Here is a 24456-nt window from a genome sequence, read left to right on the forward strand (position 1 = left end):
TTTTCCACTCAAATCTTGCTCACACACAATCTATCAACCAAGTTGTCAAAGATCAAAGTCCCACACAGTTGTCGCTGGCGGGTAAGTCGAATAATAGCAGCCCTTTCCCGATCGTCAACGGACTCGGCCAAGTTTTCCCCAAAAATCGCGATTCCCACCGGATTGCGAGTTCCGACTAGGAAAACTACACGCGAAGAGTCTGGCTTTCTGGACGGTAGAACAGGCCGATGGGGAGGAGAAACGCAGCCATCACTGGAAACAACCAGGGAAACGGAACGGCAAGCGTCTTCAACAGAGCGGTTGCGGCTGCAAAGAAGACTCCGGAGCACACAATTCCGATCCAATTGATCAGATTCATCGCGCCGATCATTCGCCCTTTGTATTCCGCGGGCGGTCGAGATTGCATGAACACCTGTAGTGGAACCACGAAAAGACCGGCCGAGATGCCTGTCAGCAGCATCAGACCACGCAGTTTCCACTCGAGATTTGTCTGAGGGACCAACATTTCGCCCAGGGGCTCCGTCTGAACCTGGGGCGAATCATTACTTTTTGTTGCGGTACTTTCGTTGACTGATGACGAAGGTTTCGTCACTGCGTCAGCTGGGCAAACCCACCACAAGCCGACAAAGCTGATGATTAGTCCCCAAGTGCCAATCTTGGTTACCCCAAAACTGACGCGGTCTTTCGAAAGGGCTGCAGCGGAGACACAGCCGAGACAAATCCCCAAGCCGATTGTCGCAACCATCAAACTTGTTCGCGTATCAGACCAACCAAAATGCGTTTTTCCTAGGGTATTTGCAGCTTGCTGGGTCAATCCACCGAGAAACCAGAACACCGAAGACACTAGTAATACACCGAGCAAGACGCGGTCCTTACCGAGCATCCGCCAGACGTCCTTCGTCACAATAAATGCGGACCAGTCGAATTTGAGATCGGGTTTGGCAACAGGCGTTTTTCTCAGGAATAGTGATGAAATCGTCCCCACCACGGCAATTCCGACGCAGTAGATGGTGCCCATCCAGACTGCGTTGCCGAACCAGTCGTTCAGGAATCCGGCGAGGGCCGCACCGAAGATGATCGCCAGGAACGTCGTCATTTGAATCACGCCGTTGGCGTGGGGCAGATCCCGAGCGCGGAACATTTCCGGGAGAATTCCGTACTTCGATGGCCCGAAGAACGCACTTTGAAGTCCCATCAAAAACAACACGACGAACAGCAGTGGTACGCGAAGATCGGGCCAGTGTTGGCCGACCATTAGCGCCGCTGCGCCGAGCAACATCACGACAACTTCCGCGACTTTCGCCGAGACAATAATGTTGTATTTGCTAACGCGATCGGAAAGAAAACCTGCGACCCCCGAGAACAACACGAATGGCAAGGAAAACAACGCGGTTGCATATCCCTGCAGGCTTCCGCCCCCGGAACTCATTGTCGCCGTAACGCAAATCAAGAGCACGAGTTGCTTGAATAGATTGTCGTTGAAGGCCCCGAGAAACTGCGTTACCAACACGCCATAGAACGCCCGGTCACGCGACAGAAGGGGAAGCGTATTTGCATTCGGAGCATCCGCAGACATGAGCGATCCTACGCAAGAGTGTTACAGCCCGAGCGAAAGGATCCACAGGATTGCGAAGACTACGCCCATGAAGAGAAAAATCGTCAAGAACAATCGTACCGATCGCTGGATGATCGCCGCCGGCATTTCAACGCGGCTGGCACTGTAGACGAGACTGATCATCGCGGCTAACGGGACGAGATGCCACGACACATTGAGATTGGCGAAAACCGGCAGAAGATTCTCAAACATGATCGGGCTCGATAGCAGTACGAAACTTGAACGGTCAAAGACGGTCGACGATTAGGCAGGTGGTATGGCTGGCTATGAAGTGACTGGTTCCGATGGCGAGTTCTCGCCGGGCTCCTTGGCAGTTTCGTCGTCTGTCTCTGGTTTTTCGTCTCCGTACCCGTACGCGGGGCCTGCATAGGCATCCCAGACGGCGAGAATGTTCAGCAGACCTGCGATCCAGGTGTATACAAGGGCCAGTTCGTACCCTTTGCCCTCGGTACCATGCAGTCGTTCGATTTGCTGTTCGGTGGCAGGCATTCCGAAGCGGTTGAAAATACTCCGCGGAATCACGCCATTCAAACTACCGCTCGACGGTCCGGCTTCACTCTTCAAAATGTCGATTTCCAACCCACGAGCGTCATCGCCCGCGTAAGGGGGACCGATCAGGAATCCGCCTTGAAGTTCCAATTCCACCGGTCGGACTTCACCATCGGGGTAGAAACCTTCTCCGGAAAACACGCCCGAAACTTCCGGCCCATACTCAGTTTGTCGCGTGTTGAGCCGGATTCGCCCTGAGACCGATAGTCCCTCTGAAGGTAGGATATCGTAGGCGATGCCTTTGAAATCGGAGACCAATTCCCCATTCAGTTGACGAGTCGGTTGGTTCGCTTCGGATTGGAAGCGTTTTGTCTGCAAAAACGCAAAGGTGGCGGGGGTGCCGATCCCCAAATGTGTGAGGAATCCCCAATTCCGTTGCCAACGGAGTCCACGACCATCGCCGCCGGAGATTTGATGCGTGTGCAACGCCGACCAGCCGGACTTTTGCATTCCGTACAGGAACATGCCCCAAATACAGACAGCATACAGTACGGCTTTGAAGAGTCGCCCTTGATAAAGATGCCCCGCGCCGGGAAACAAATAAGCCAAAATGGCAGCAACGGCGGGATTTTTGAGGGGTACGCGAGGGTCGGCCATCGTGCCTCGATCTTTGGCAAACGTTCTCGGGGATTGCTTGAATCCACGGAACGAACTCGTTCGAAATTCCCTAGTTATGATGCTGCCAAGATCACATTTGGCAACGCCCGAAGTATAGGGCGAGTTGCGAAGAGATGTCAACGTGAGGGATCCTCAAGGACATGCACATGCAAACGATGTGGAGCACGGCTTTAATCTCGACTCGTGCTGATCTCTCCTGGCACTCGGAGATGAATCAGCGTTTGCCGCAGTAGTTTGGCAGCTGACGGAGCGGCAACGGTTCCACCGTAATGATTCGGCCCACCCGAAGGTTCGTCGACAACTACCAGTACCAATACACGCGGCTCTTCCGCCGGTGCACCGCACACAAACGAAGCCACGTGCAATTGAGACGATATCTTGCCGGTTTTCGGGTCTGGTTTTTGAGCGGTCCCCGTTTTTCCGAAGACGGTGTAACCATCGAGCTTCCCGTTCCGGCCGGTTCCCCGCGTGATCACTTCTCGCATCGGGCCGCGAACCAGCCACTCGGTTGTGTCGCGTCTGGCAACCACCGAGGCAACTTGTGTCGAGGTGTTCCTGTCGTTCGCCGATTGGTAATCATTCGACACCAGGGCGGTGTCGGTGAGTACGATTTTGGGCGTCAGCAGGTGCCCCCCATTCGCTAAAGCCGCGTGTGCCGAGATAAGTTGTAGCGGGGTCACCGCAATCTCGTGTCCCATCGGCACAGAACCTGTCGAATAGTGGTCCCATTGGTGAAGCGGACGAACAACCCCGCTGACTTCGCCAGGCAGTTCAATTCCCGTTTTTCGACCGAAACCCCAGTTCAAAACGGCCGTGTGGAGACCTGCGTTGGTCAGGCGTTCGCCAATTTTCGCCATTCCGATGTTACTGGATTTGACCAGGACGTCCGTCACAGAGAGTTCGCCGTACGAATGGTGATCGTGCAGCACGCGTCGTCCCATACGGTACGCGCCGAACTCGCAATTGAGGGTTTCATTGGCTTGCAGCACGTTACCGTCGATCGCTGCCGCCACCAGAAACGGCTTCAGTGTCGATCCTGGTTCGTACATGGAAGCGATTGTGTTGTTACGCCATGCAAGATCCACGGTCCCACGCGGATTGTTCAAGTCAAAACCCGGTCGTGATGCCATCGCCAATAGTTCGCCGTTGCGTGGGTCCATAACGATACAGGAGGCACCTCGCGGACTCCAATCGTTAACCAGACGATCAAGTTCCCGTTCTACGTAGAGCTGAATGACCGCATCGATTGCCAGCACAACGGTCCGGCCGTGTTTCGGAGCGGAGGTCACTTCCTCTCGCACCTGAACAACTTTGCCATGTGCGTCACGGGTGAGTAATCGCGTGCCATTTTGCCCACGGAGAATTCCGTCGAAAGTCTGCTCGATGCCTCCACGACCGACGCCATCAATGTTCCGCAACCCGATGACGTGTGCCGCGAGTCGACCTTGCGGATATTTTCGCAGGTATTCATCGCGAAACCCAAACACGGATTTCGGCAACTTCAAGTTTGCGATGGCCCTGACTTCCGATTCGCTCAGACGACGTTTGACCCACAGGAATCGTTTTTGACGATACTTCGCAAATCGCAGAAAGAGATCATCCGCGTCGAGATCCAAAGCCGCAGCGAGTTGGCGGGCGGTCTGCCAAGGGGAAGTGAGTTGCTGAGGATCGACGAACAGGCTTTTCGCCGTGACGGTCGTCGCCAGGAGTCGGCCATGTCGATCAACAATGTCACCCGGACGCGCGGGAATCGTGACGGAAACCGTATGTTGACGTTCGGTGATCGCATACAGTTCGTCGCGTTCGATGACCTGCAACTGCACCAACCGACCGGCAAGTATGAGCCAAATCAGGATGATCCCGCCAAAGACCAATCTGCTACGCCAGATTAATGTCTTGTGAGTTGGGGGTAAAACTGGTGCAGACGCCATCGGTTCAAAAAGGATTCGATGGTTCGGAATCGGTGGAGGGCACTCCGCCACGCCATTCGAGCAACGGCATCTTCCGCGGTCCATCGTCGGCCACACGGTCCGGAGTCCGCACGGAAATTCGCCCGGCTTCCAGATCGTCCAACATTTTCGTCGGGGCTCCCAGTTCCTGGCTCTTCAATCGTAGTCGGGCGTAGTCTTCGCGAAGAATGTCGGTCTGATAGTGTTGCCGACTGATCTCACGGTGCAATGCGAGATTCTCCGTCTCCAACGCCACGCCAAGTAAGGCGATGACGACGACCAGCGTTAGACTTCCGACAAAACGAAAAACCATGAGGAACAAACACCCGCGACAGATCCCGTAGGTCAGACCATGCCTGACATCCCAGAACAATCGTCAGGCACTGCCTGACCTACTTGTTTCTATCGACTCATCACTTCCGCGCTGACAACCCGAACTCGGCTGGCATCCTGCGGAAGTTGAAGTTCGGTTCCCGGCGTCAATTTATTGGGATCGTTCAGCCGCTGTCGGTTCAATTGATAGATTTCGGTCCATCGGGAGAATCGTCCGAGATGGGCATGGGCGATACTGCCTAGTGTGTCTTCTTTGCCGACCCGGAACCGGGGCGTGCCGTTTTCGTCCATGAAGAACCCGCTGTCGGCTCCCGCAGGATCGGTGTTCAAGACTCGTTTGGGGAACAAGTCGGGATTCGCTTGTTCCAAGGCTTCTCGTGTAGGAACTAGGACTTTCATGCCCGGTCGCATCTTCTTGGGGTCAGGAATTCGCGACCGATTGAACCGTGCAAGTGCCGTGAAATACCGCCCCGTGCCGTAGACGGTTTTGGAGATCGTCCAGTAGTTGTCTCGAGGGCGAACTTCGTAGACGTCAATTTCATCGGCTTCAAATGCGGGGGCATTAGGTTCGAAGACGTTTGAAGTCTCCGAAGACGGCACTGGAATCAACTCCGGTTCATACTGAGACGACATTTGCGCCGCCGGTGTGCCCGCATTGTTGGCTTCCGCCGAATCTGACGGGTCCGTAGCAAATTGGTCAACGGGTGTCGGTGTGTCGGCTGTGAATGGATTCTCCGCTTCGAAGGCATTCTTCGTCGTCCCTTCGCCGTTTCCGAATGTCTGCTGAATGCCGTTGGGAGATGGAGGCGGAACGTCAATCATTGCCGGCGCTTCGGATGCACTAGTCACAGGCGCGTCTACCGGACCGAATAATTCTGCAGTCGCGCGATCAGGCGAAGCTGCAGGAACTTCCGTTTCATTGGGAATGGTTGCGGGTGTCGGGACCGGTTGTGAGGCTTCAAACGGCACGGTTTTGGCGAAAGGAACCGGTTCTTCGACCGGCGTCGACTCCGAAAACGGAACCGCTTCTGTCGCGGGTTCCTCCATTGCGGTCGGAACGGGTTCCAGATTTGGTTCTACGGTTTGGACGGGGACCGATGCCGTTGGTTGAACCGCTTCGACATTCGGTTCCTGAGGCGACAGAACATCGGCGGCGAACGGATCTGGCCGGTCTTCCTTGGTCGCTGTGTTATTTGTGAATGCGGGCGGCAATGGTTCTTCGGTCGTTGCATTCGGGACAGGTGCCATTGTACCGGCAGGATCCGTTTCCCCAAACGGTGATTCGGACTCAAATACTGCCGGTGTCTCGACGGTTTCCCCAGGAGCAGGCGGAGCGGCCGACATTTCGACGGACGCTTCGGTTGGACCTTCGACAGACGCTTTGGGAGCGGTGGGAACTGTCGTTGCAAATGGGTCCGCATCGGCAAACCCCGCCGGAGTCTCAGCAGTTGGCTCAAATGTACCCGGACCAGTCGTGGATGCTGCGGGAGCATTGACCGGCGGTTCCGAAAATACGGGGGCAGAGGGTTCGTTTGCCTCTGCCATAGGTGAGGGAACTGCTATTGGCTCGTTGATCGGTGCAGGAGGAACAGAAACGCTCGGCTCGGAGTTGCCGCCAAACGGCGATGCCGACGTTTCAACTTCTCCGTTCGATGGCGAGACCGCTGCTTCCATGACTTCTGGTGGTTCCGGCGTTTCGGATGCAGCGAATTCAATTGAAGCTGGTGCCGATTCCCCGCCGACTAATTCGATCTTTCCAGTATTTGGCGGGTTGGAAACCTCTCCTCCTCCAAAAGGATCTTCGACAGTGACCGGAGTGGCATCAGCCATTGTCGGTTGTGGTGTCGTGTCGACGGTTGGCACAGGTGTCGGAGTTGTGCTCGGTGCACTCGCCCAATTGGGTGTCTTGGTTTCGACGGGAACTGCTGGCTCGAACTCAATGGGTTCTTGAGCGTCTTGTTTTGGAGCAGGAACGGTTTCCGCTGGGAAGAACTCCGTCGATGCCGAAACACTAACGGCAGACTCCGGTGTCTCAGATGCCTCGGATTCTGGGGCCGACACTTCATGACCGACCTGTTGAATCGGTCGCGGATTCACTGGTTCAAACGGCAGGGGCGACGACGGTTCCGACTGGGCGGTAATTGGCGGTGTTTGGTTCAGATCGGAAACTGGTGGCTCTTCCGATGTAACTGGTGGTTCTTCCCCAGCTGCTAGGAATCCGTGACCAAGGGCTTTGTTCTGCTCGACCTTGCGATACAAGACGTACCCAAAACCGGCCAAAACCACCGTCACCGCGAGTAGCCCCAATTTCGTGCCGATCGAGAATCGTTTCGGCTTGCGATCGACGCCCCAGTCCATCTCCGACGGTTGAGCGCTGGTCGACGGTTTTGGCTGTTCCTGTTGGACGGGAACGGGGTGCGAAGTCGCGGTCGACTGACTCGGAACGCTCGGTCGTGGAACGGGCGTCGAGGATGCCGCCGGCGCTGTTGAGGCCGAAGGGGACACCTGCGGTTGTGAGGCGGTCCGGTACGGATTGAAGCCTTCGGTCTGCGCGGGACGTGTGGCTGGTTCTTTCGGTGGAATCACGGGCTGCGAGGCGGAAGCCGATCGGACCGGGGCAGTCGGCGAAGCCGCCGAGGTCGGGGAAGTTTGGCCGGTTGTTCGTGGATTGGGCGTGACGGATGGTCGGGGCGGATCATCTTTGGAATCCAAGATACCTGCGTGAGCCGCGAGCGCAGCTACCGACGCTGAGGGTAACGACGGCGGCAACGAGGACTCATCCAAAAACCGCATCGCGCTGGAATTCGCCGAATGCGGGCGATTCAATGGGGGTACCGGACGATCCTCTGTTGGAGGACTCGATGACGAAGGATTCAATGGAGCCGGATTTGTCGACGACGGTGCTGTTCGACCGATGTTCGGATTCACGCCCGGCGCGGACGCCGTCGGCGTGGTGCGTGGAACGGGACCACTTGGTCGTGGTTGGTGCGGATTGGTGCCCAACGTCGGATTCGGCGAACCTACGCTCGGATTGCTACGCGTAGCCGGGCCGTTCGGGCGCGGGGATTGAGACGCACCTCGTCCGGGCTGGCTGAGATGGGCTTGAGGGCTTTGCTCGGGCTGGTTTGGGGTGTCTTCCATGACGCACCTCGAAAAGCTGCCTTGACCATGCGGTCTTCCAACGAATGAAACGTGATGATGAGCACACGCCCCCCCGGGCGAACAATCCGTGGCAAGGTCTCATCTAGGGCTTGCCGAAGGTGATCCAACTCGTGATTGACTGCAATTCGTAACGCCTGATAAACCCGTGTCGCGGGATGTTTCTTGGCGTCTTGCCGGGCCGCTGCCGGGACCGACTGCAACACGATCTCCGTCAAATTCGCTGCCGATCGGAGCGGCTTTGTGTTTTCCTGGCGGTATTTCTCGATGCCACTTGCGATCCGGCGACTGTAGCGTTCCTCGCCGTATTCCTCGAAAATCTCAGCAAGTTCGGCTTCGCTCCAATCTTGAAGCAGTCGCCAGGCGGGATGTCCACGAGACGGATCGAACCGCAGATCCAAATCTCCGGTCGCGTGAAAACTGAATCCTCGGTCGTCGCTGGCAAGTTGGTCCGACGACAATCCGAGATCGAGCAGCACACGGTCGACATGTTCGATCTGATGTTTTTCCAAAACCGCCGCTGCATCGGCGTAGCTCGAATGTTCCAAGATGATGCCCTGGGAATCTTCGGCGTTCGCACGAAGTTTCGTGCTGGCATGGGCGAGCATCATCGGGTCACGATCCAGCCCGATCAGTATGCCATCGGGGCGAATCTTCCGCCAAATTTTTTCGCTGTGACCTGCGGCCCCAACGGTTCCATCGAGCACACAAAGACCCGGCGACAACTGCGATTCGCGCAAAACCTCCCGCAACAACACCGGCCGGTGAACCGGGATGTTAGACCGCTGCGAATTTCGATCGGGAGGTGTCATGACAACGCCGAGAACAATTGCATTCCAAGTCAAGTCAATTTCATAGACCGCGGGGTTTTAGAGGAAAAGCGTTCGCGCGCGAAGATCAAAACTCATCGCTCTACTCTTGGGCGTGCTACTCCGATTTGATTCGAGAAACTAACGAGACCTGAGTGGTCCAAGATCGGGTTGACCAAATTGCCTGATTTCGGGTAAGGGATGCCCGCGTTATCCCGCTGGTACTTGTCATGGAACGACTCGCAATGACTTCACCCGCCTCGTTTCCGAAACTTTCACTCGATGAATCCAATTCCGGTATGCCAGTCACCGAAGGAAGTCTTCTCGATTTTCCGACGAACCCGATCGAAGTCTTGCGAAAGTTGCATGCCCAGCACGGCGAATTGGCTGCGTTGCAAGACGGCGTGCACCGCTTGTTCTTTGTGTTCGGTCCGAAATGGACGCAGCACGTTTTGAGTGATGCTCAGACGTTTCACTCGCGGTTCTTCGCATTGCGGGGCGGAAAACGATCGCCACAACGACGACTGACCAGCGGCTTGCTCAGCATGAATGGCAGCGAGCACAAGCAACATCGCCGATTGGTGATGGGACCGTTTCAGAAGCAAGTCATCGGCCAGTACGCCAAACCGGTCACGCAGTTAGTGACGGAAATGCTCGACACGTGGCAAGTCGGCGAGACTCGCGATTTGCACGAAGACATGACGCACTACATGCTCCGTGTGACCAGTGCCTTGCTGTTCGGTTTGGATGAACCGGAACTCGCGTACCAGATCGGCGAAATGCTGGACGAGTGGATTCACATGAATCACGAGATCGGCATGGGCGCGTTTATCGCCGACAAGCAATTTACTGAGGGATACGACGAATTGATGACGCTCGGCAAAACGCTCGAGCGAGAAATTCTCGGCATGATCAATTTGAAGAAGTCCCGCGGCGCGACCGGTGGCGATTTGTTATCGCTGTTGATTCAGGCCCATGACGAGGGCGTGAAGATCACCGATGACAACCTCGTCGGGCACGTCGCTTTGTTGTTCGGTGCGGCTCACAAAACCACGGCTCACACACTGTGTTGGACGATCTTCCTGCTGACTCAGCATCCGGAAATCATGTCCGAACTCTGGCAGGAAATCGACACACTTGTCGAGGAGCCTTCACCGAGTTTGGACGAAATCGAGAACCTCTCTGTGACGGAAAGAGTTCTCAAAGAGAGCATGCGAATCATGCCGGCTTCGGGGTATTCGCAGCGGATTGCAGCCGAACCCGTTGATCTCGGGCCGTTTCGTCTCCGTCGTGGCGAACCGGTCATCTTCAGTCAGTTCATCACCCATCGGCTGCCAGGGATTTACCAAGATCCCGAGTCGTTTATTCCTGATCGTTGGCGGTCGCTATCGGTTTCGCCATATGCGTATTTGCCGTTCGGGAACGGTCCGCGGATGTGTATCGGAGCACCGCTGGCAATGATGATTCTCAAGGTCACGTTGCCGTCGATTCTAAAACGCTACCGTTTCAGCGCAGTGAGTGGCAGCGAAGTGAGCGGGGCGATTCGATCGACCATGCTAACTCCGCTCGGCCAACTTCCCGTGACATTACACGCACCGGATGGCCAATTCGACCAAAACCCGGTGACAGGCAATATCCACGATTTGGTGAAACTGCCCACCCAAGCGAAACCGGCTGTTGAACCCACCCGGAAAGCGGCTTAGTTGGCCTTTGATGTCGCTTTGAAGTTGCAGCCAAAAAACTAGTCGCACGTCCTGGGGAATTTGCAGTTGAGGATCGAAGATGGAGAATTGAGGATGGCAAAAGAGTCCGACTGAAAGCCATCCTCTATCTTCCATCCTCTATTCTCGGCACCAGAAAGCGTTGAGTCGTCATGCGTTAGCAATGACAGCGAAATTCCCAATGCCAAAAAATCGCCCCACCTACCAGCAACGTGCGAATTCGGCCATTTCGACTTGGCCGCCGACGACTAACGAAGTCCGTTCGTGGATGCTCGTTGGCTGTTTTTCGAGGATGCGGTTTTCGCCATCGGTCGCAATGCCGCCGGCTTGTTCGGTGATGAAGGCAATTGGATTCGCCTCGTAGAGCAACCGCAATTTCCCTTCGGGATTGCTCTTGGTCGGCGGGTACAGGAAGATCCCACCTTTGAGCAGCGTGCGGTGGAAATCCGCGACCATCGAGCCGATGTAACGCGAACTATAGGTCTGGCCGAGTTCCCCCGAGCGAATCTTCGTGATGATCTTCTGATACGGTGCGGGGAAGGAATCGAAGTGCGACTCGTTGACGGAGTAGTATTTTCCCTGCTTCGGAATGCGAATGTACTCGTGACTGAGGACAAACGCACCGATGGCCGGGTCGAGTGTGAACCCATGCACGCCATGACCGCAGGTGTAGACCAGCATCACCGAGGAACCGTACATCACGTATCCCGCAGCGACCTGCTTGATCCCCGGTTGCAGAACATCCGCCTCATGGCCGCCATCGGGTGTGGCACCGTCCGCTCGCTTGAGAATCGAAAATGTCGTGCCCACGCTGACATTTACATCAATGTTCGACGAACCATCGAGTGGATCGAACACCACCACATAGTGGGAATTCGGATTTCCTTCGTCGACGATTTGCGGTTGCTCGTTCTCCTCGGACGCTAACACCGCCACACTTTCGCGGACCGCGAGGCAGTGCATCATCGCTTGGTTGGCATACACGTCGAGTTTCTGCTGGACTTCGCCTTGAACATTCATGCCGCCTTCCGCCCCGAACGCATCGGTCAGACCGGCCCTGCGAACACGAGCGGCGATCATTTTTGTGGCCAACGTGATCCCGGAGAGTAGGAAGGAAAATTCGCCGGACGCACCGGGAAATCGTCTTTGTTCCCGCAATATATGCTGTTGGACGGTGACAATCGGCTGTGTTTTTGCGAACGCGGGGGCTTCAACGGGATCCATCGGTGACCTTTCGGACTTCTGAACAGACGGCGCAGCCTGTTCGAGCGCTTAAGTGCATAGCTTGCAGAATTGTGTCTTCCGAATCGTTCGGACGCAACCGAGTTCGTCCACGATCTATCGCAGAATGTATTGCCGTCCGTTCAACTCCCAGCCAACAACGATCTGAGATTCTGACACTTCGGCATTCAAGTTGCTTTCCAAGTCCAGCCAAGCCCTCTGCAGAGAAAAAGTCGCTGAACCCAGCGGAAACGTCTCCGAGCGACTTTCACCTTTGTAGAAGTTACATTTTTCAACAGTCAAATCGACAATCCCCGAGACAAGCAACGCTCCATTTGGTGGAAAGGAAGCCCCATGTCGGACCGAACCGAAACGCGGACTCGAATCAATCCTGAACGTCATCCCGCTTTGTTTCAGCGAGTGACTGCGTCCCATCCGACGCCACCCCGTCCCACCACCGAACCTCCGGTGAAGTCAGCCAATGGTGTCACGATTTACGCCGATCTGATCACACACCTGCAATTTCACCCGGCCGACTTGCGACACGCCGAAGATAACTACCGCAATCGCTCGACACTGTCGGCGGCCGTGCGATATTTGGAAAGTCGTGGACTTTCACACGATGAAATCCTAAGTCTCAACTTCGGGCTGTATCCGACCGCCGACGAAGTTCGCAGCTACTTGCGACGCATTGGTTACGGCGACACCACGATCGACGAATCCGGTTTAGTTTCTGATATCGATGGTCACCGGCACGGCGATTGGGAAGGTTGCTTGGTCGCGCCGGTTTGCGATGCGAACGGCGAAGTTGTCGACGTGGTTGCGTTCGTACCGACGCCCGTTGCAGGGCATCGTGCTCATTACCGTTTCGCTCGGGGACCGAAGTTCTCGGGTGTTCCCGCCTGTGGTTTGCGGTCTCCGTTTGCAACGGCTGCTTTGGCTTCGGAACTCGTTTTGGTCGAGGATGTCGCCGACGCGTTTTACCTGCAGGCCCGCGGGATCGAAAATGTCGTCGCCATCGCTGGAGACGGCCCGGAGTTCACTGCGACCCGGTGGCAACAATTGGCGAAACTCGGCGTACGGTCGGTTGTCCTCGCGTTCCGAAAAGACTCGACCTGTTACCGCGATGTCCGAAGCTGTCTCGATCACGCTCTACACGCCCGCAGTGCTCCGGAAGTCTTCGTCTTGGATCACGACCGCATTGGCGATGACGAAACACTGGCCGATTTCGCTCACAAGCATGGTGTCGCTGCCTGTCGGAAGACATTGGAATACCGCAGCCGCGCGTTTCATGGCAAAGCCTTCGGTTGGTCCGACCGTGTGACCGAACCGGCTCGTCGCAACGGAACCAAACCCGTTGCAGTCACCGAACCGAAACCGGAACGGTACACGTCGCTGCGTGCATGGTTGCAAGCGGAAGCTGAACGATTGACCGATGCCAACGATCGCCGTGCCATGCACGATCTGATCGCCGACGTCGATGACGCATTACGACGTGGACACATCCAGTTGGCTCGCGACCTCGTTGAATCCCGATTGGGAAGTTTCCAAGTTGCCGCTCCGAAAACCGAATGCGTCTCAGTTGGCGATGTTGTCGGGCGACTTCTCCGCAACGACGACCGGCACCGCGTCGACGAAGAGCTTCTCGGATGTGATGGAACCGATCGGCATCCGGGCACGGTCACGGTGTTGGCTCAGGCGACACGTCGCGGTCGATTCACCGAACTGTGTAGCCGCATCGTGCATGCTTTGGAAAACTGGACTGGCACATCCGTTGTGGTTTGCCGAGAGTTCACCGAGGAAGAAATCACGCTCGGCATCATCGCGCAGATGACACGCCGGCTCTCCGATGGCGAAGGGCTTTCGGTCGAAGAAATCCAAACCCGGCTGATCGGGCAAGATCCGCGTGGCGGCTACGGCGACAAACCGTGGTTGGTGGATGAATCGGTCGATCGACTCCGTCAATGGGCTGAGCGAATTCAATTCGTCGATGGCAACATCGAACGTCACACCGCCGAGGTGTTGAAGTCACTCTTCAACGATCGTCAACTTGGGGCCGTCTTCGTCGATCACCTGGGCGAGTTCTCGAACTGGTCGTCCTACGAACGCAACTGGCATTACGAAGAGCCAATGCTTCGGGACTTGGAAAGCCTGGCCGATCGCTTCCGCTGCCCGGTGATCGTGATCTCCACCGAACCGAAGCAGATCGCCACGCCACCGGCTCGGTCGAATGGCCATTGGGTGCGTGTCGAACGAACCACAACGCCTTGGAACCGAGATTTCTATCTGGGTCTGCACGACTGGATCGATCGGGAATCCGGTGACGATTACCGATTCCGATTCAAATCCGTCTAACGCGATTGACGTAGACACTAACTACAATAAAACGGAAACACACCCCGTGGACGAGGTTTCTCATCCACGGGGTGTGTTGTTTGGTTGAGCGGTTGAAACCGAGTTGGTTTCAGGCCTTTCCGAGCGAGCGGCAATGAGCCAATCGACTACAGAGCTTTTGGCGTTTCAGGAGCAACTGGGCCGCAAGCGATGTCGCACTCGTTGTTGTCACAGTCGTCGATGTTGTCGACGAAAACACAACCGAAGCTAACAGCTGCGAAGTTGCCGAAGACGCCGCCTTGGCCATCGTCTTTGACTTTCGTGAAACCAGTGTAGCCGTAGGACTGGTTCAAGCAGCCGATGGCTTCGCCAACGTCGTTGAGTTCTTCGTTGACAGCGTGAGCGACTTCGCTCAGACCGACGACGAGGCCAATAACGAGAATGGTCGCGATCATGACGAGTTCAGCCGAAACGATGAAACCGGCTTCGTCGTTGAGTAATTGTTTCAACATTGAGTTCAAACCTTCTGATGATTCTTGAGAGAGCAAAATTTTTTGAACATGTCACGAATCTTCGGCCGGAGCCCCGTGACTCGTGTCGACGGTGAGTTCAGCGTTTGTGCACGAACGGCGAACTCGATTTCGGCAACGTCATGAAGAATGTGTCTGATCCACACACACTTCGATTGCCATGTCTGGCCGAAAGTCGGCAAGACACCTGCAGGGGATATTCAGTCCGAATGGAAACTTCGGAATTAGGTCAAGGAGGACTGCCGGTTGCGGCGACAGTCCTCGGGTCTCTCTCACACTCGAGTATTGCGAAGACTCTGAGCATGACAGCTTAGAACCAGCGAACGAAGGCCGTAGCTTTCGCGTGCCTTTCGAAACCCATTGATTGCAGTTCGCATGCCAGAGTACAAAAGCGTGAAAAGTCGGCCATGGTCGACTTGATGCAGGAAGGTTGCAAGTGTCTGTGTGGGAGAAGGTTACGTCGAATAGAGACGCGGAGAGTGTTGCCGAATGACAACATGAAACGGGCGAGATATCGTTAGATCCTGAAACAAATTGATTAAACAAATCGTTTCAGCGATTGAACAACTTTTTCGCGAGCGAGCGGATTGCCATTCAGCCGAGTACGGGGTTCTACTGAGGCAAATGGAAGTGGCTGTTCATGGTGAGCAGGGTGGTTTCGCCATCGCGATGACGGATCACGTTAATACATGTGTTCTGCTGGTGCAGCGTCTTCGCCAAACGCATCTCAAGTCCGAGCAAATGAGCTAGCCATGCTCGATTGACAACGTTATGGGCGACAACGGCAACCGTCTCGCCTCGGTGACGCTGAAAGAGTTCCAGCATTGTCGGTGCGGTCCGGTTCAGGACATCGCGGTACGATTCCCCGCCGAGATACGGAGTATCACCCGGGTCATCCATGAATTTCCGATAGTCGTCCGGAAACTCCTTCATAATGTCGCCCCAGTTCTTCCCCTCCCACTGTCCGACGTTGACTTCCGCGATCGTTTCCAACGATTGCACAGAGAGATTATGGTGCGAGGCAATTTGCTCTGCTGTTTGCTGAGCGCGTTTTAGCGGACTGGCATACACATGGTTGAGCGAAAACGGCCTGAGAAATTCTCCCAACGCCTTGGCCTGGGCTTGGCCAGTCTCGTTGAGATCCAGATCGATGCTCCGCCCCTGCAGGATATACGGTCGCATCTCGTTCGCCGCCGTCGCACCGTGGCGGATGAGCAGAAGACAAGTTGCATCGGGTTCAACAGGGGGCAGCATGGCGTTCTCGTCTGGTGAGAGTCACGTGAGTGCACGCGTACCATAGGCGGAGACCCCAACCAACGCAAGATGATGTCGCGATGACGCCGGACCAGGGAACGCAACGTCTCGGAGTTCCTCTTATCCACCGAATGCACGGGCTCCCGGAAGTCTCAGAGAGCGGCGCTTCGGACGGGTGTACATGTATACTTAGTCCGGTCTATTCCTCGACAAAGACGGCTTGTACGACACCGTCACGACCGACATTGGTCACCGGATTGGTGGACACCCGTGAGAGCAACCCCGAGTATTGTCCGCGGATCATCGCCAACCCGACCGTCAGGTAATGGGCGGCAGGCTCTCCGTCGACGTCTCGCTGAATCGGCAGAGAGGCTGGCTCGGAATACTCCTGAACCACTTTCGGCAAATTGGGATCGAGTTCACACGCCGTATTCCACTCCTCCAGCGTGGCATGTTTTCCCACCACCACACCGAATCCGCGGCCCTCATTGGCGGGTTTTATCACAAGCCGTTCGCGATTCGCTCGAACGAAGGGAATCCAATCGACTGATTTCCCGCCCCAGTTTACTAGACCATCTCGCAGGCGTGCCGTCGGAAGCACATGGTTATCGACGACGACACGTTCCTCCGGGGTAAGTCGATCCATAAATTCTGGGGTCCGCAGCACTTCGAGCAAACCCTTGTCTTCACCGACCGTCAGACATGCCAGATTGTTGACGGCCACAATGCCATCGTTCGCAATGGCTTCGAGAAATCCGGCATAACGATCCTCGAAACCAGGTCGCCAGTGATGCCCTGGGCTGTTTGGCGTGCTGATTCGGATCTTATTGTACGCTAGGGAAATCGGTTCGCCGTTGACGTGCGCTTGGGAGTTGGTCCACCTGATCTCCCGCGCATTCACGATCTCTGCACGACGACCAAGACTGCGAAGTTGTCTTTGGAACAGTGCCAATTCATTTTGGAGCTCGTTCTCGTCGTTGACGAGTGCAATTAAACCCGGGCGACGACGTCCCTCACGCTCCATCACCAACAATTCATCGCACAGAGTCCGCTCGGGAATCGTTCCGAATTGATTCGCCTTCAAGGAATTTTCGGACCCTTGCGACTCGCTCAGTGCTTGAGCGGTGACATCGGAGAAGTTTTCCGCATGGAAGAAACCCGCCGGACACCCCGTATTCAACTCCATGATGCGGATTTGACCATCCGCAGCGATGACCGCATCATATCGACTGACACCCTGCCAATGAGCCGCATGGGGTGCCTTACGCAGCCAGGGCCAAATTCGCTCGTGATCAGGGAAAAACTGAAGGAAGCGGTCGTGGTCCGACAGCACCCAGTCGATGGCTGTCTCAGTAATGTGGTGCAGCGACTCCCCAATGTTCCGCAAGACCTCGACGTGTTGCGGCTTGAGCAACAATGCGGAAAGCGCGAAACTCATCTTTCGCGCACCTTCGAACTTCGTCTCCCGCGCGGCGAGAGTCTCGCTGGCTCGGTCGCACGCCGACTGACAACTCGTTGGATCATCTTTCCAACGGTTGAGCAACCGATCGTGCAGTGCCAGAGTCGAACTCAAATCGATGCGGGGGGCCACCGAAACCCTTTTCTGTTGGCTCAAACCTCGAGAGACAGGCTCACCCGATCGGTTTTCCTTGTTAGCGGCTTGGGAAGGATTGCACTTCGGCCGAGTCAAACGACTCGACAGATTCCATTGCGATCGTGTGGGGGGCAAGGTTTTCATGACCCAATAATGGCCAGAGAACACGACCCCCCGACATCAATCACCGAAATGCAGACGGAGTGGATGCCATCTAGTCGGCAAAAGCAGCGTCGAAACGGGTGTTCGACGGTGCGAAATCGACATTTTTGCAGAACTGGGCCGCTTCAGTGGCACCAGCTTCGCGATCCATACCCATGTCTTCCCATTCCACGGACAACGGTGCATCCGCTGGATAACCAATGGCGTTGAGCGCGCGAATGATTTCTTCAAAGCGGACACCGCCCCGACCAACACTGCGGAAGTCCCAGCCACGACGCGGATCACCGAACGGCAAATGACTGGTCAAAATGCCAGTTTTTCCATTGAGGGTGACTTTGGCGTCCTTCATATGCACGTGGTAGATTCGATCGGGGAACGCTCGGATGAACTCGACGGGATCGACTCCTTGCCAAATCAGGTGGCTGGGGTCGAAATTGAAGCCGAATTCTTCGCGATGATCGAGTGCTTTCAACGATCGCTCGGCGGTGTAGATGTCGAACGCGATTTCCGTCGGATGAACTTCCAATGCGAATTTGACGCCGCATTCTTGGAAGACGTCCAGAATGGGATTCCAGCGGTCGGCGAGCAGCTGGTAACCCGCGTCGAACATTTCCGGCGGTGTCGGTGGGAAGTCGTAAATCAGGTGCCAGATTGAAGACCCGGTGAACCCGTTGACCACGCCGACACCCAATTTTTGAGCCGCCCGTGCGGTATTCTTCATTTCCTCACTGGCTCGATGATTCACGCCATCTGGGTCGCCGTCACCCCAGACATATTCGGGCAGAATCGATTGGTGTCGTGCATCGATCCGGTCCAAAACGGCTTGACCGACCAGGTGGTTGGAGATCGAATACAGCTTCAAGCCGTGACGTTCGAGGAGTTCTCGTTTTTTGGCGCAATACGTGTCGTCGGACAACGCTTTGTCGACTTCAAAGTGATCGCCCCAGCACGCGAGTTCGAGGCCGTCGTACCCGAAATCTCCCGCTTTCTTACAAAGCGTCTCCAGCGGCAAGTCGGCCCATTGGCCGGTGAAAAGCGTTACGGGACGGGGCATCGCGCAGTCCTTCGTCGTCAAAGTTGGTCAGTGAAGAAGGTAGATTTGGTGTTTATCTTGTTGGTTCAGAGGTCAAAACAAATCGGGACCTCACGGTAAATGAGGTTTCCCGAAATGTCAACGTAGCCGAATGCTTTGCCAGTCGGTGAAAGTTTGGCAGCGGATCACTCAGCCGACGTGATCGACGCCTGAGTCCATTCGCCATCAACGCATCGCCAGAGCCCGGGAATCGAGTTCTCGTCTTGAAGTTCCGTGGGCAGACGCTTCGGACGGACACCATCGTAACAGATCAACTGGGCGAATCGTGAGACTGAAGTCGGCATACCAACCGCGGTGAACCCGGGATGTCCCGTGGCTGGGAACGGGCCGCCATGGTTCATTGCCGCACTCACTGCAACTCCAGTGGGCATTTTGTCGTTGAGCAATCGACCTACACGCTGCCGAAGTTTTGGCTCGATACGGTTGTAAATGTCGTCGTCGGTGCCGCCATTGTCGCTGTAAATACACCCCGTGAGATTCCCATCGAGTGCCGCGGCGACATCTGCGAGTTGGCTGACGTTCTCGGCAATCACGATGAGCGACGCATTCCCGAAAGCCTCGGTTTGGAACTCACGCGGTTGTTCGAGAAATTTCGCACCGTCGACTTTTAGCAAAGTGTTTTGGTACACGAACCCCGTCGCATCGGCATCGGTTCCACCGCAAAGCAACTCGGCACCGGTATCTCGTAATGTCTGAACGCCGGAGGAAACCGATTTGAGGACCCCTTCAGCTAACAAGACACCGCTGGGTGCCTCTTGGAACCGCTGCGAGATTGCGTTGACGAACTCTGTCGACTCCTTCGAGGCCAAGAGCAATACCAACCCCGGATTCGTACAGAATTGGCCGGTCCCCATCAGGCAACTACCGACGAAATCATCGACAATCGCCGCTGATCGTTCTCGGAGTGCTCCAGGCAAAATACAGACTGGGTTGATGCTGGAAAGTTCGAGATAAATCGGTTTTCCCGCTTCGTCGGCGGCTTTCTTGAGGGCGAGTCCGGCGTGTTGAGAACCCGTGTAGCCGATCGCTCCGACGCGAGGATCGGAAACGAGTCGGGCACCGTCCTCGTGACTAGTTCGATAAACTAACTGCACGAAACCCGCAGGCATGTTCGTCGCTTTCGCGGCGGCCAAAGCAGCTTCCGCAAACAGTTTCGTGGTACCGGGATGCGACGGATGGCCTTTCGCGATGACCGGGTTGCCAGCAGCGATCGCAGCAGCAAAGTCTCCCCCGGCGATACTGTTGAACGCAAACGGGAAGTTATTCGGTCCCATGACGACAACCGGACCAATCGCGGCAAACTTCGAGCGAATGTTTGCCTTTGTATCGATGATTGGTCGTGTCCAGGAACCAGTCCGAGCGGCTTGGGCAGCCTGACGGAGTTGGTTGGTCGTACGCGGGAATTCACCGTCCCGTAGCCGTGGAGAAACCGGCAACGCGGTTTCTTGGTTCGCCAGTTCGACGAGTGCATCCCGGCGTTGTTCGATCTCGTCGGCATAAGCTTCGAGGAAATCAGCAAATCGACTGCCTGGCCAATTTTGAACGGTTTGGAATGCCGATTCTGCCGCAGCGAGGACCGTTTCCAACTCCTCCCATGAACTCACCGGGTATTCGGCCTCCAACTTCTCTCGCGTGGCCGGGTTAACGGCTTGAAAGACCTTATTGGCGTTGGAGTCGGTCCATGCACCATTGATCAAAACGGGTTGTCGGCTCATGATTTTTCGGGGGTTGAGGGGCGTTTCGTCGTGCGATCTGTACGCCGATTCTAGCGAGTCGCAATTGACTCGCAAGCGGCGACCATCAGTCCGCGAGATGCGCCCGGACGTTTTGCTCGGTGACCGGTTGGATCAGTCCACGTTCCGTGATGATGGCATCGATGTAACTCGCCGGTGTGACATCAAACGCTGGATTGTAGACATTGGCCCCGTCGGGTGCGGTCTGTCGCCCCATCCCATTCGTAATTTCGAGCGGATCGCGTTCCTCGATCGGAATTTCTTCGCCCGATGACAAGGACAAATCGAACGTGCTCGAAGGTGCCGCTATGTAAAAGGGAATTCCATGGGCCTTGGCCAGCAATGCAACCGAGTAAGTGCCGATTTTGTTCGCCGCATCTCCATTGCCCGCAATGCGGTCGGCCCCGGTGACGACGGCTTGAATTCGGCCTTCCTTCATGACCCAACCGGCCATCGAGTCGCAAATGACGGTGACCGGAACGTTGCGTTGCATTAATTCCCAGGTCGTCAGCCGCGCCCCTTGCAGCAGCGGTCGGGTTTCGTCGGCGTACACCTGAAGTTGCTTGCCACTCGCAGCCGCTGCAAAGATGACCGACAACGCGGTGCCGTCTCCCGCCGTCGCCAGTCCCCCGGCGTTGCAGTGTGTCAACACGCCCGACCCGTCCGCCAGAAGTTCCGCACCATGTCGACCGATCGCCGCACACATTTCACGGTCTTCGAGTTCAATCCGTTGAGCTTCCTCAAGCAGTTTCGGCAGCAATTCCGCTGGCGACTCTGCGGCATGTTTGCCTGCAAACGCGGACATTCGATCGAGCGCCCAGAACAGATTGACTGCAGTCGGTCGGCTTGTGGCGAGGTAATCGACGGTTTCCTTTAACTTGGCATCAAACTGATCTCGTGAGGAATTCCGTTCCGATTGCAAGCCGATCACCACGCCATACGCCGCCGCCACGCCAATTGCGGGTGCCCCCCGTACACGGAGGGCCTTAATCGCCTCCCAGACTGCTTCGACCGACCCGAGTTCAATCTCTTTCAGCTCCGTAGGCAGCAAGGTCTGATCGATCATCCACAATCGCCCCGTATGGTCTCCGACCCAGCGGAGTGTTGGAGTGGGCGTGGATGTTGAGGACGCGATGGAAGGGGTTTCTTGTGTCGACATGATGAAAACGCTCGGTCTCGAATAGCCGGAAATTTGTCGGTTGAGACGCATCCCAAACCTTGAGGATGCATGCTCCTATGTAACAAACCGCGCAGGGAAACTTTAGGGACTAGGCCGAGATTGCTTCATCTTCATCAAAACTTGATTCCGCCGACCGACCGCGTTCAGCGGCCGTGAGACATTGTTTGAGAGACTTGCTAGAATTGCGAAACGCACAGAATTTGAGGAGGTCAGAATACCCATGTCGCAGGATGGTCGTCTCTCGTTAGCAGCGGCTCGTCAGAGTCAGTTTTTGGACGTAGTCAGCCGGGACGAAGCGACGCGTCGATTTCGTGAGGCCATCAACACGAAACCGCTTGGCATCGAAACGATTTCGATCCTCGAGGCGAATGCTCGAGTTCTGGCGGTCGATGTGGCGTCGCAAATCGATGTGCCCGGGTTCGACCGTTCCAACGTCGACGGCTTTGCGGTCCAAGCGACTGACACTTTCGGAGCGATGGAGGAAGAACCGAGAACGGTCTCTCTGAATGAGGAAGTGATTGCACCGGGAGCGGCCCCGACGCAGACCGTCGTCCCTGGAAACGCCACGCCGATCGCCACCGGCGGGATGTTGCCCCGTGGGGCGGATGCGGTGGTGATGATTGAAGACACGGATGTCGATGACTCGACAGACCCACCGTCGTTGAGCATCACGCGAGCGGTTGCCTCCGGTCAGAATGTTTCGTTCGCGGGGAGCGACATTGCACTCGGTGAAACCGTTCTGCGAGTGGGGCAGGTCATTTCCTCGCGGGAGGTCGGTGTACTCGCTGCCATGGGTTTGGCGGAAGTCACGGTGTATCGCAAGCCGACAGTGGCGATCATTTCGACCGGTAACGAAATCGTTCCGCCTGGCGGTCCGCGACCGGTGGGCAAAGTTTATGACTCCAATCTCTTCATGCTCGCCGCAGCGGTGCGGGAACTCGGCGGCGAACCCGTACCATTGGGAGTTGTTGCCGACGACGAAACCGCATTGGAAAATGCTCTGACGCAAGCCCTGCAATGCGATGTCGTCGTGATGTCTGGTGGGACTTCCAAAGGGGCCGGTGATCTTTCGTATCAAGTCGTGACTCGTCACGTGACCGACCCCGGGATTGTTGCTCATGGGGTCGCGTTGAAACCCGGCAAACCAATCTGCCTAGCGGCTACGGCCAACAAACCGGTCGTGATTCTGCCGGGATTCCCCACATCGGCCATATTCACATTTCACGAATTCGTTGCCCCGATCATCCGTAGTTTAGCTGGGTTGAGTCATCGCAACGTGCAAACGGTCTCGGCTCGTCTGCCCATGCGGGTGAACTCGCAGCGGGGACGGACGGAGTTCTTGCTCGTCGGTTTGGTCAATTCGGACGACGGTCTGTGCGCGTATCCCATGGGGAAGGGCAGCGGGTCGGTGACGACGTTCAGCCTAGCAGACGGGTTTATCACGATCGACCAGCATACGGAACAAATCGCAGAGAACTCGACAGTTACCGTCACGAAGCTGACCGGGGACTCGGACGCCGCCGACCTGGTGTTTGTGGGGAGTCATTGTGTCGGTTTGGACCATCTGCTTGGTCACATGAACCAGAATAGTTGGCGGACCAAAACGATCTTCATTGGTAGTCAAGGGGGACTGAATGCAGCCAAGCGAAATGATTGCGATTTGGCCGGTCTGCATCTCCTGGACGCGGAGACCGGGGAATACAATACGCCCTTCCTGGACGAAAGCGTGGTCTTGATTCCAGGGTATTCGCGTTGGCAGTGTTTTTTGTACCGAGACGACGATCGTCGATTCGACGGTCTTTCACTCGACGAAGCAATTGCGTTGGCCATCGAAGATCAGGAATGTCGAATGGTCAATCGTAATCAGGGGAGCGGTACCCGGATCTTGGTCGATGAACTGCTCAGCGGCCAAAAGCCATCGGGCTACGCGATGCAGCCTCGGTCTCACAACGCGGTGGCGACAGCGATTCAACAGAAACGGGCCGACTGGGGAATCGCAATCGAAACGGTCGCGAAGGCGTATGGTTTGAAGTCGATTCGAATCCGAGAGGAACGTTACGATTTCGTCGTCCCTCGAGCCCGGATTGAGAAACCCGTTGTCACTGAGTTTCGTCGTCTCCTGGAATCCGAACAGCCACGCAGTTCCCTTAGGGAATGCGGATTCGCCCCGGTTCTTCCGTAACCAAATGCCAGGGCCAGTCAATTCCTTACAACACGTCGTAGCTAGCGAACCGCGTATGGTTCCGCCGGAGTTCTCGCTGGTTCGCATTTGACTCGGAACGCGACGCCGCCGATCAAGATTTCGTCTCCCGGCGAGACTTCGGTCTCTGTAGCCGGTTTTCCGTTGACAATCGTCTGGTTGGTCGAGGCCAAATCTTTCAGATAAAGCCGATTGTCGACTTGGAACAACTCACAATGCATCCGACTAACGAGAGGGTGCGTTACCTGCACGTTCGCATGGGAACTGCGGCCGACAACCATTGGGGAATCATCAACCTGAAATGAAATGGTTGGGTATTCCGGGAATTGACTGATCAGCGAAACATCCATGGGCATGATGTGTTTCAGTTATATTGGCAGGCGGGATGGAAGGGGATAGCCT

18 protein-coding genes are annotated in these 24456 nt (G+C 56.0%); 3 read left to right on the forward strand and 15 right to left on the reverse strand.

What is annotated here, in order from left to right:
- Positions 1–184: 184 nt before the first annotated feature.
- The 7 genes from AC5DDB_RS28955 to rsmH all read right to left on the reverse strand — a co-directional run bounded on the left by AC5DDB_RS28955 (position 185) and on the right by rsmH (position 9035).
- The gene (locus AC5DDB_RS28955; RefSeq protein ID WP_491743257.1) at positions 185–1576 is read right to left on the reverse strand and encodes an MFS transporter; all 1392 of its coding nucleotides are present in this window, start codon (positions 1574–1576) and stop codon (positions 185–187) included.
- 21 nt (positions 1577–1597) lie between these two features.
- The gene (locus AC5DDB_RS28960) at positions 1598–1807 is read right to left on the reverse strand and encodes a hypothetical protein (RefSeq protein WP_491743258.1); all 210 of its coding nucleotides are present in this window, start codon (positions 1805–1807) and stop codon (positions 1598–1600) included.
- Between the two features lie 72 nt (positions 1808–1879).
- The gene (locus AC5DDB_RS28965; protein ID WP_491743259.1) at positions 1880–2761 is read right to left on the reverse strand and encodes a DUF6677 family protein; all 882 of its coding nucleotides are present in this window, start codon (positions 2759–2761) and stop codon (positions 1880–1882) included.
- Positions 2762–2952: 191 nt separating this feature from the next.
- Complete coding sequence (locus AC5DDB_RS28970) at positions 2953–4713, reverse strand: peptidoglycan D,D-transpeptidase FtsI family protein (protein ID WP_491743260.1); 1761 nt, start codon at positions 4711–4713, stop codon at positions 2953–2955.
- A gap of 4 nt (positions 4714–4717) precedes the next feature.
- Entirely contained in the window at positions 4718–5044 is a 327-nt protein-coding gene (locus AC5DDB_RS28975) for a hypothetical protein (RefSeq protein ID WP_491743261.1), read from the reverse strand.
- A gap of 89 nt (positions 5045–5133) precedes the next feature.
- Positions 5134–7857 (reverse strand): LysM peptidoglycan-binding domain-containing protein, encoded by a 2724-nt coding sequence (locus tag AC5DDB_RS28980; RefSeq protein WP_491743262.1) that lies wholly within the window; start codon positions 7855–7857, stop codon positions 5134–5136.
- A gap of 227 nt (positions 7858–8084) precedes the next feature.
- A complete protein-coding gene (gene rsmH / locus AC5DDB_RS28985) occupies positions 8085–9035 on the reverse strand; it encodes a 16S rRNA (cytosine(1402)-N(4))-methyltransferase RsmH (protein ID WP_491743263.1) in 951 nt (316 codons plus the stop codon).
- Between the two features lie 242 nt (positions 9036–9277).
- Here rsmH and AC5DDB_RS28990 point away from each other — a divergent pair, with 242 nt between their 5' ends.
- Positions 9278–10735, forward strand: a complete 1458-nt coding sequence (locus AC5DDB_RS28990) for a cytochrome P450 (protein WP_491743264.1) — start codon at positions 9278–9280, stop codon at positions 10733–10735.
- Positions 10736–10954: 219 nt separating this feature from the next.
- Here the strand turns inward: AC5DDB_RS28990 and fbp are convergent, their stop codons facing one another.
- Positions 10955–11977, reverse strand: a complete 1023-nt coding sequence (gene fbp, locus AC5DDB_RS28995) for a class 1 fructose-bisphosphatase (protein ID WP_491743265.1) — start codon at positions 11975–11977, stop codon at positions 10955–10957.
- Positions 11978–12328: 351 nt separating this feature from the next.
- Between fbp and AC5DDB_RS29000 the strand changes: the two genes are divergently transcribed.
- The gene (locus AC5DDB_RS29000; protein ID WP_491743266.1) at positions 12329–14329 is read left to right on the forward strand and encodes a hypothetical protein; all 2001 of its coding nucleotides are present in this window, start codon (positions 12329–12331) and stop codon (positions 14327–14329) included.
- 146 nt (positions 14330–14475) lie between these two features.
- Here AC5DDB_RS29000 and AC5DDB_RS29005 read toward each other — a convergent pair whose 3' ends face one another.
- The 6 genes from AC5DDB_RS29005 to mtnA all read right to left on the reverse strand — a co-directional run bounded on the left by AC5DDB_RS29005 (position 14476) and on the right by mtnA (position 21833).
- Positions 14476–14820: a hypothetical protein gene (locus tag AC5DDB_RS29005; protein ID WP_491743267.1), complete on the reverse strand. Its 345-nt coding sequence runs from the start codon at positions 14818–14820 to the stop codon at positions 14476–14478.
- A 630-nt stretch (positions 14821–15450) separates the two neighbouring features.
- The gene (locus AC5DDB_RS29010; protein ID WP_491743268.1) at positions 15451–16092 is read right to left on the reverse strand and encodes a histidine phosphatase family protein; all 642 of its coding nucleotides are present in this window, start codon (positions 16090–16092) and stop codon (positions 15451–15453) included.
- Positions 16093–16291: 199 nt separating this feature from the next.
- The gene (locus AC5DDB_RS29015) at positions 16292–17683 is read right to left on the reverse strand and encodes an ATP-grasp domain-containing protein (RefSeq protein ID WP_491743269.1); all 1392 of its coding nucleotides are present in this window, start codon (positions 17681–17683) and stop codon (positions 16292–16294) included.
- Positions 17684–17900: 217 nt separating this feature from the next.
- Entirely contained in the window at positions 17901–18902 is a 1002-nt protein-coding gene (locus tag AC5DDB_RS29020) for a sugar phosphate isomerase/epimerase family protein (protein WP_491743270.1), read from the reverse strand.
- Positions 18903–19066: 164 nt separating this feature from the next.
- Positions 19067–20656: an aldehyde dehydrogenase (NADP(+)) gene (locus AC5DDB_RS29025; protein ID WP_491743271.1), complete on the reverse strand. Its 1590-nt coding sequence runs from the start codon at positions 20654–20656 to the stop codon at positions 19067–19069.
- A gap of 85 nt (positions 20657–20741) precedes the next feature.
- Positions 20742–21833, reverse strand: coding sequence for an S-methyl-5-thioribose-1-phosphate isomerase (gene mtnA / locus AC5DDB_RS29030; protein WP_491743272.1), 1092 nt, complete (start codon positions 21831–21833; stop codon positions 20742–20744).
- A gap of 241 nt (positions 21834–22074) precedes the next feature.
- On the opposite strand from mtnA, the gene AC5DDB_RS29035 reads away from it, so the two are divergent.
- Entirely contained in the window at positions 22075–24036 is a 1962-nt protein-coding gene (locus tag AC5DDB_RS29035; protein ID WP_491743273.1) for a molybdopterin biosynthesis protein, read from the forward strand.
- A gap of 41 nt (positions 24037–24077) precedes the next feature.
- Here AC5DDB_RS29035 and AC5DDB_RS29040 read toward each other — a convergent pair whose 3' ends face one another.
- Positions 24078–24410, reverse strand: a complete 333-nt coding sequence (locus AC5DDB_RS29040; RefSeq protein ID WP_491743274.1) for an FHA domain-containing protein — start codon at positions 24408–24410, stop codon at positions 24078–24080.
- Positions 24411–24456: the final 46 nt, after the last annotated feature.

Source organism: Thalassoroseus sp., assembly GCF_984380535.1.

Excerpts from the sequence above, each read along its gene's own strand:
- AC5DDB_RS28955 (WP_491743257.1), bottom strand. The coding sequence starts at position 1,576 with ATGTCTGCGGATGCTCCGAATGCAAATACGCTTCCCCTTCTGTCGCGT.
- AC5DDB_RS29040 (WP_491743274.1), bottom strand. The coding sequence starts at position 24,410 with ATGCCCATGGATGTTTCGCTGATCAGTCAATTCCCGGAATACCCAACC.
- AC5DDB_RS28960 (WP_491743258.1), bottom strand. The coding sequence starts at position 1,807 with ATGTTTGAGAATCTTCTGCCGGTTTTCGCCAATCTCAATGTGTCGTGG.
- AC5DDB_RS29010 (WP_491743268.1), bottom strand. The coding sequence starts at position 16,092 with ATGCTGCCCCCTGTTGAACCCGATGCAACTTGTCTTCTGCTCATCCGC.
- AC5DDB_RS29025 (WP_491743271.1), bottom strand. The coding sequence starts at position 20,656 with ATGAGCCGACAACCCGTTTTGATCAATGGTGCATGGACCGACTCCAAC.
- AC5DDB_RS29005 (WP_491743267.1), bottom strand. The coding sequence starts at position 14,820 with ATGTTGAAACAATTACTCAACGACGAAGCCGGTTTCATCGTTTCGGCT.
- AC5DDB_RS29000 (WP_491743266.1), top strand. The coding sequence starts at position 12,329 with ATGTCGGACCGAACCGAAACGCGGACTCGAATCAATCCTGAACGTCAT.
- AC5DDB_RS28980 (WP_491743262.1), bottom strand. The coding sequence starts at position 7,857 with ATGCGGTTTTTGGATGAGTCCTCGTTGCCGCCGTCGTTACCCTCAGCG.
- mtnA (WP_491743272.1), bottom strand. The coding sequence starts at position 21,833 with ATGTCGACACAAGAAACCCCTTCCATCGCGTCCTCAACATCCACGCCC.
- fbp (WP_491743265.1), bottom strand. The coding sequence starts at position 11,977 with ATGGATCCCGTTGAAGCCCCCGCGTTCGCAAAAACACAGCCGATTGTC.
- AC5DDB_RS28975 (WP_491743261.1), bottom strand. The coding sequence starts at position 5,044 with ATGGTTTTTCGTTTTGTCGGAAGTCTAACGCTGGTCGTCGTCATCGCC.
- AC5DDB_RS29020 (WP_491743270.1), bottom strand. The coding sequence starts at position 18,902 with ATGCCCCGTCCCGTAACGCTTTTCACCGGCCAATGGGCCGACTTGCCG.
- AC5DDB_RS28970 (WP_491743260.1), bottom strand. The coding sequence starts at position 4,713 with ATGGCGTCTGCACCAGTTTTACCCCCAACTCACAAGACATTAATCTGG.
- AC5DDB_RS28965 (WP_491743259.1), bottom strand. The coding sequence starts at position 2,761 with ATGGCCGACCCTCGCGTACCCCTCAAAAATCCCGCCGTTGCTGCCATT.
- AC5DDB_RS29035 (WP_491743273.1), top strand. The coding sequence starts at position 22,075 with ATGTCGCAGGATGGTCGTCTCTCGTTAGCAGCGGCTCGTCAGAGTCAG.
- AC5DDB_RS28990 (WP_491743264.1), top strand. The coding sequence starts at position 9,278 with ATGACTTCACCCGCCTCGTTTCCGAAACTTTCACTCGATGAATCCAAT.
- rsmH (WP_491743263.1), bottom strand. The coding sequence starts at position 9,035 with ATGACACCTCCCGATCGAAATTCGCAGCGGTCTAACATCCCGGTTCAC.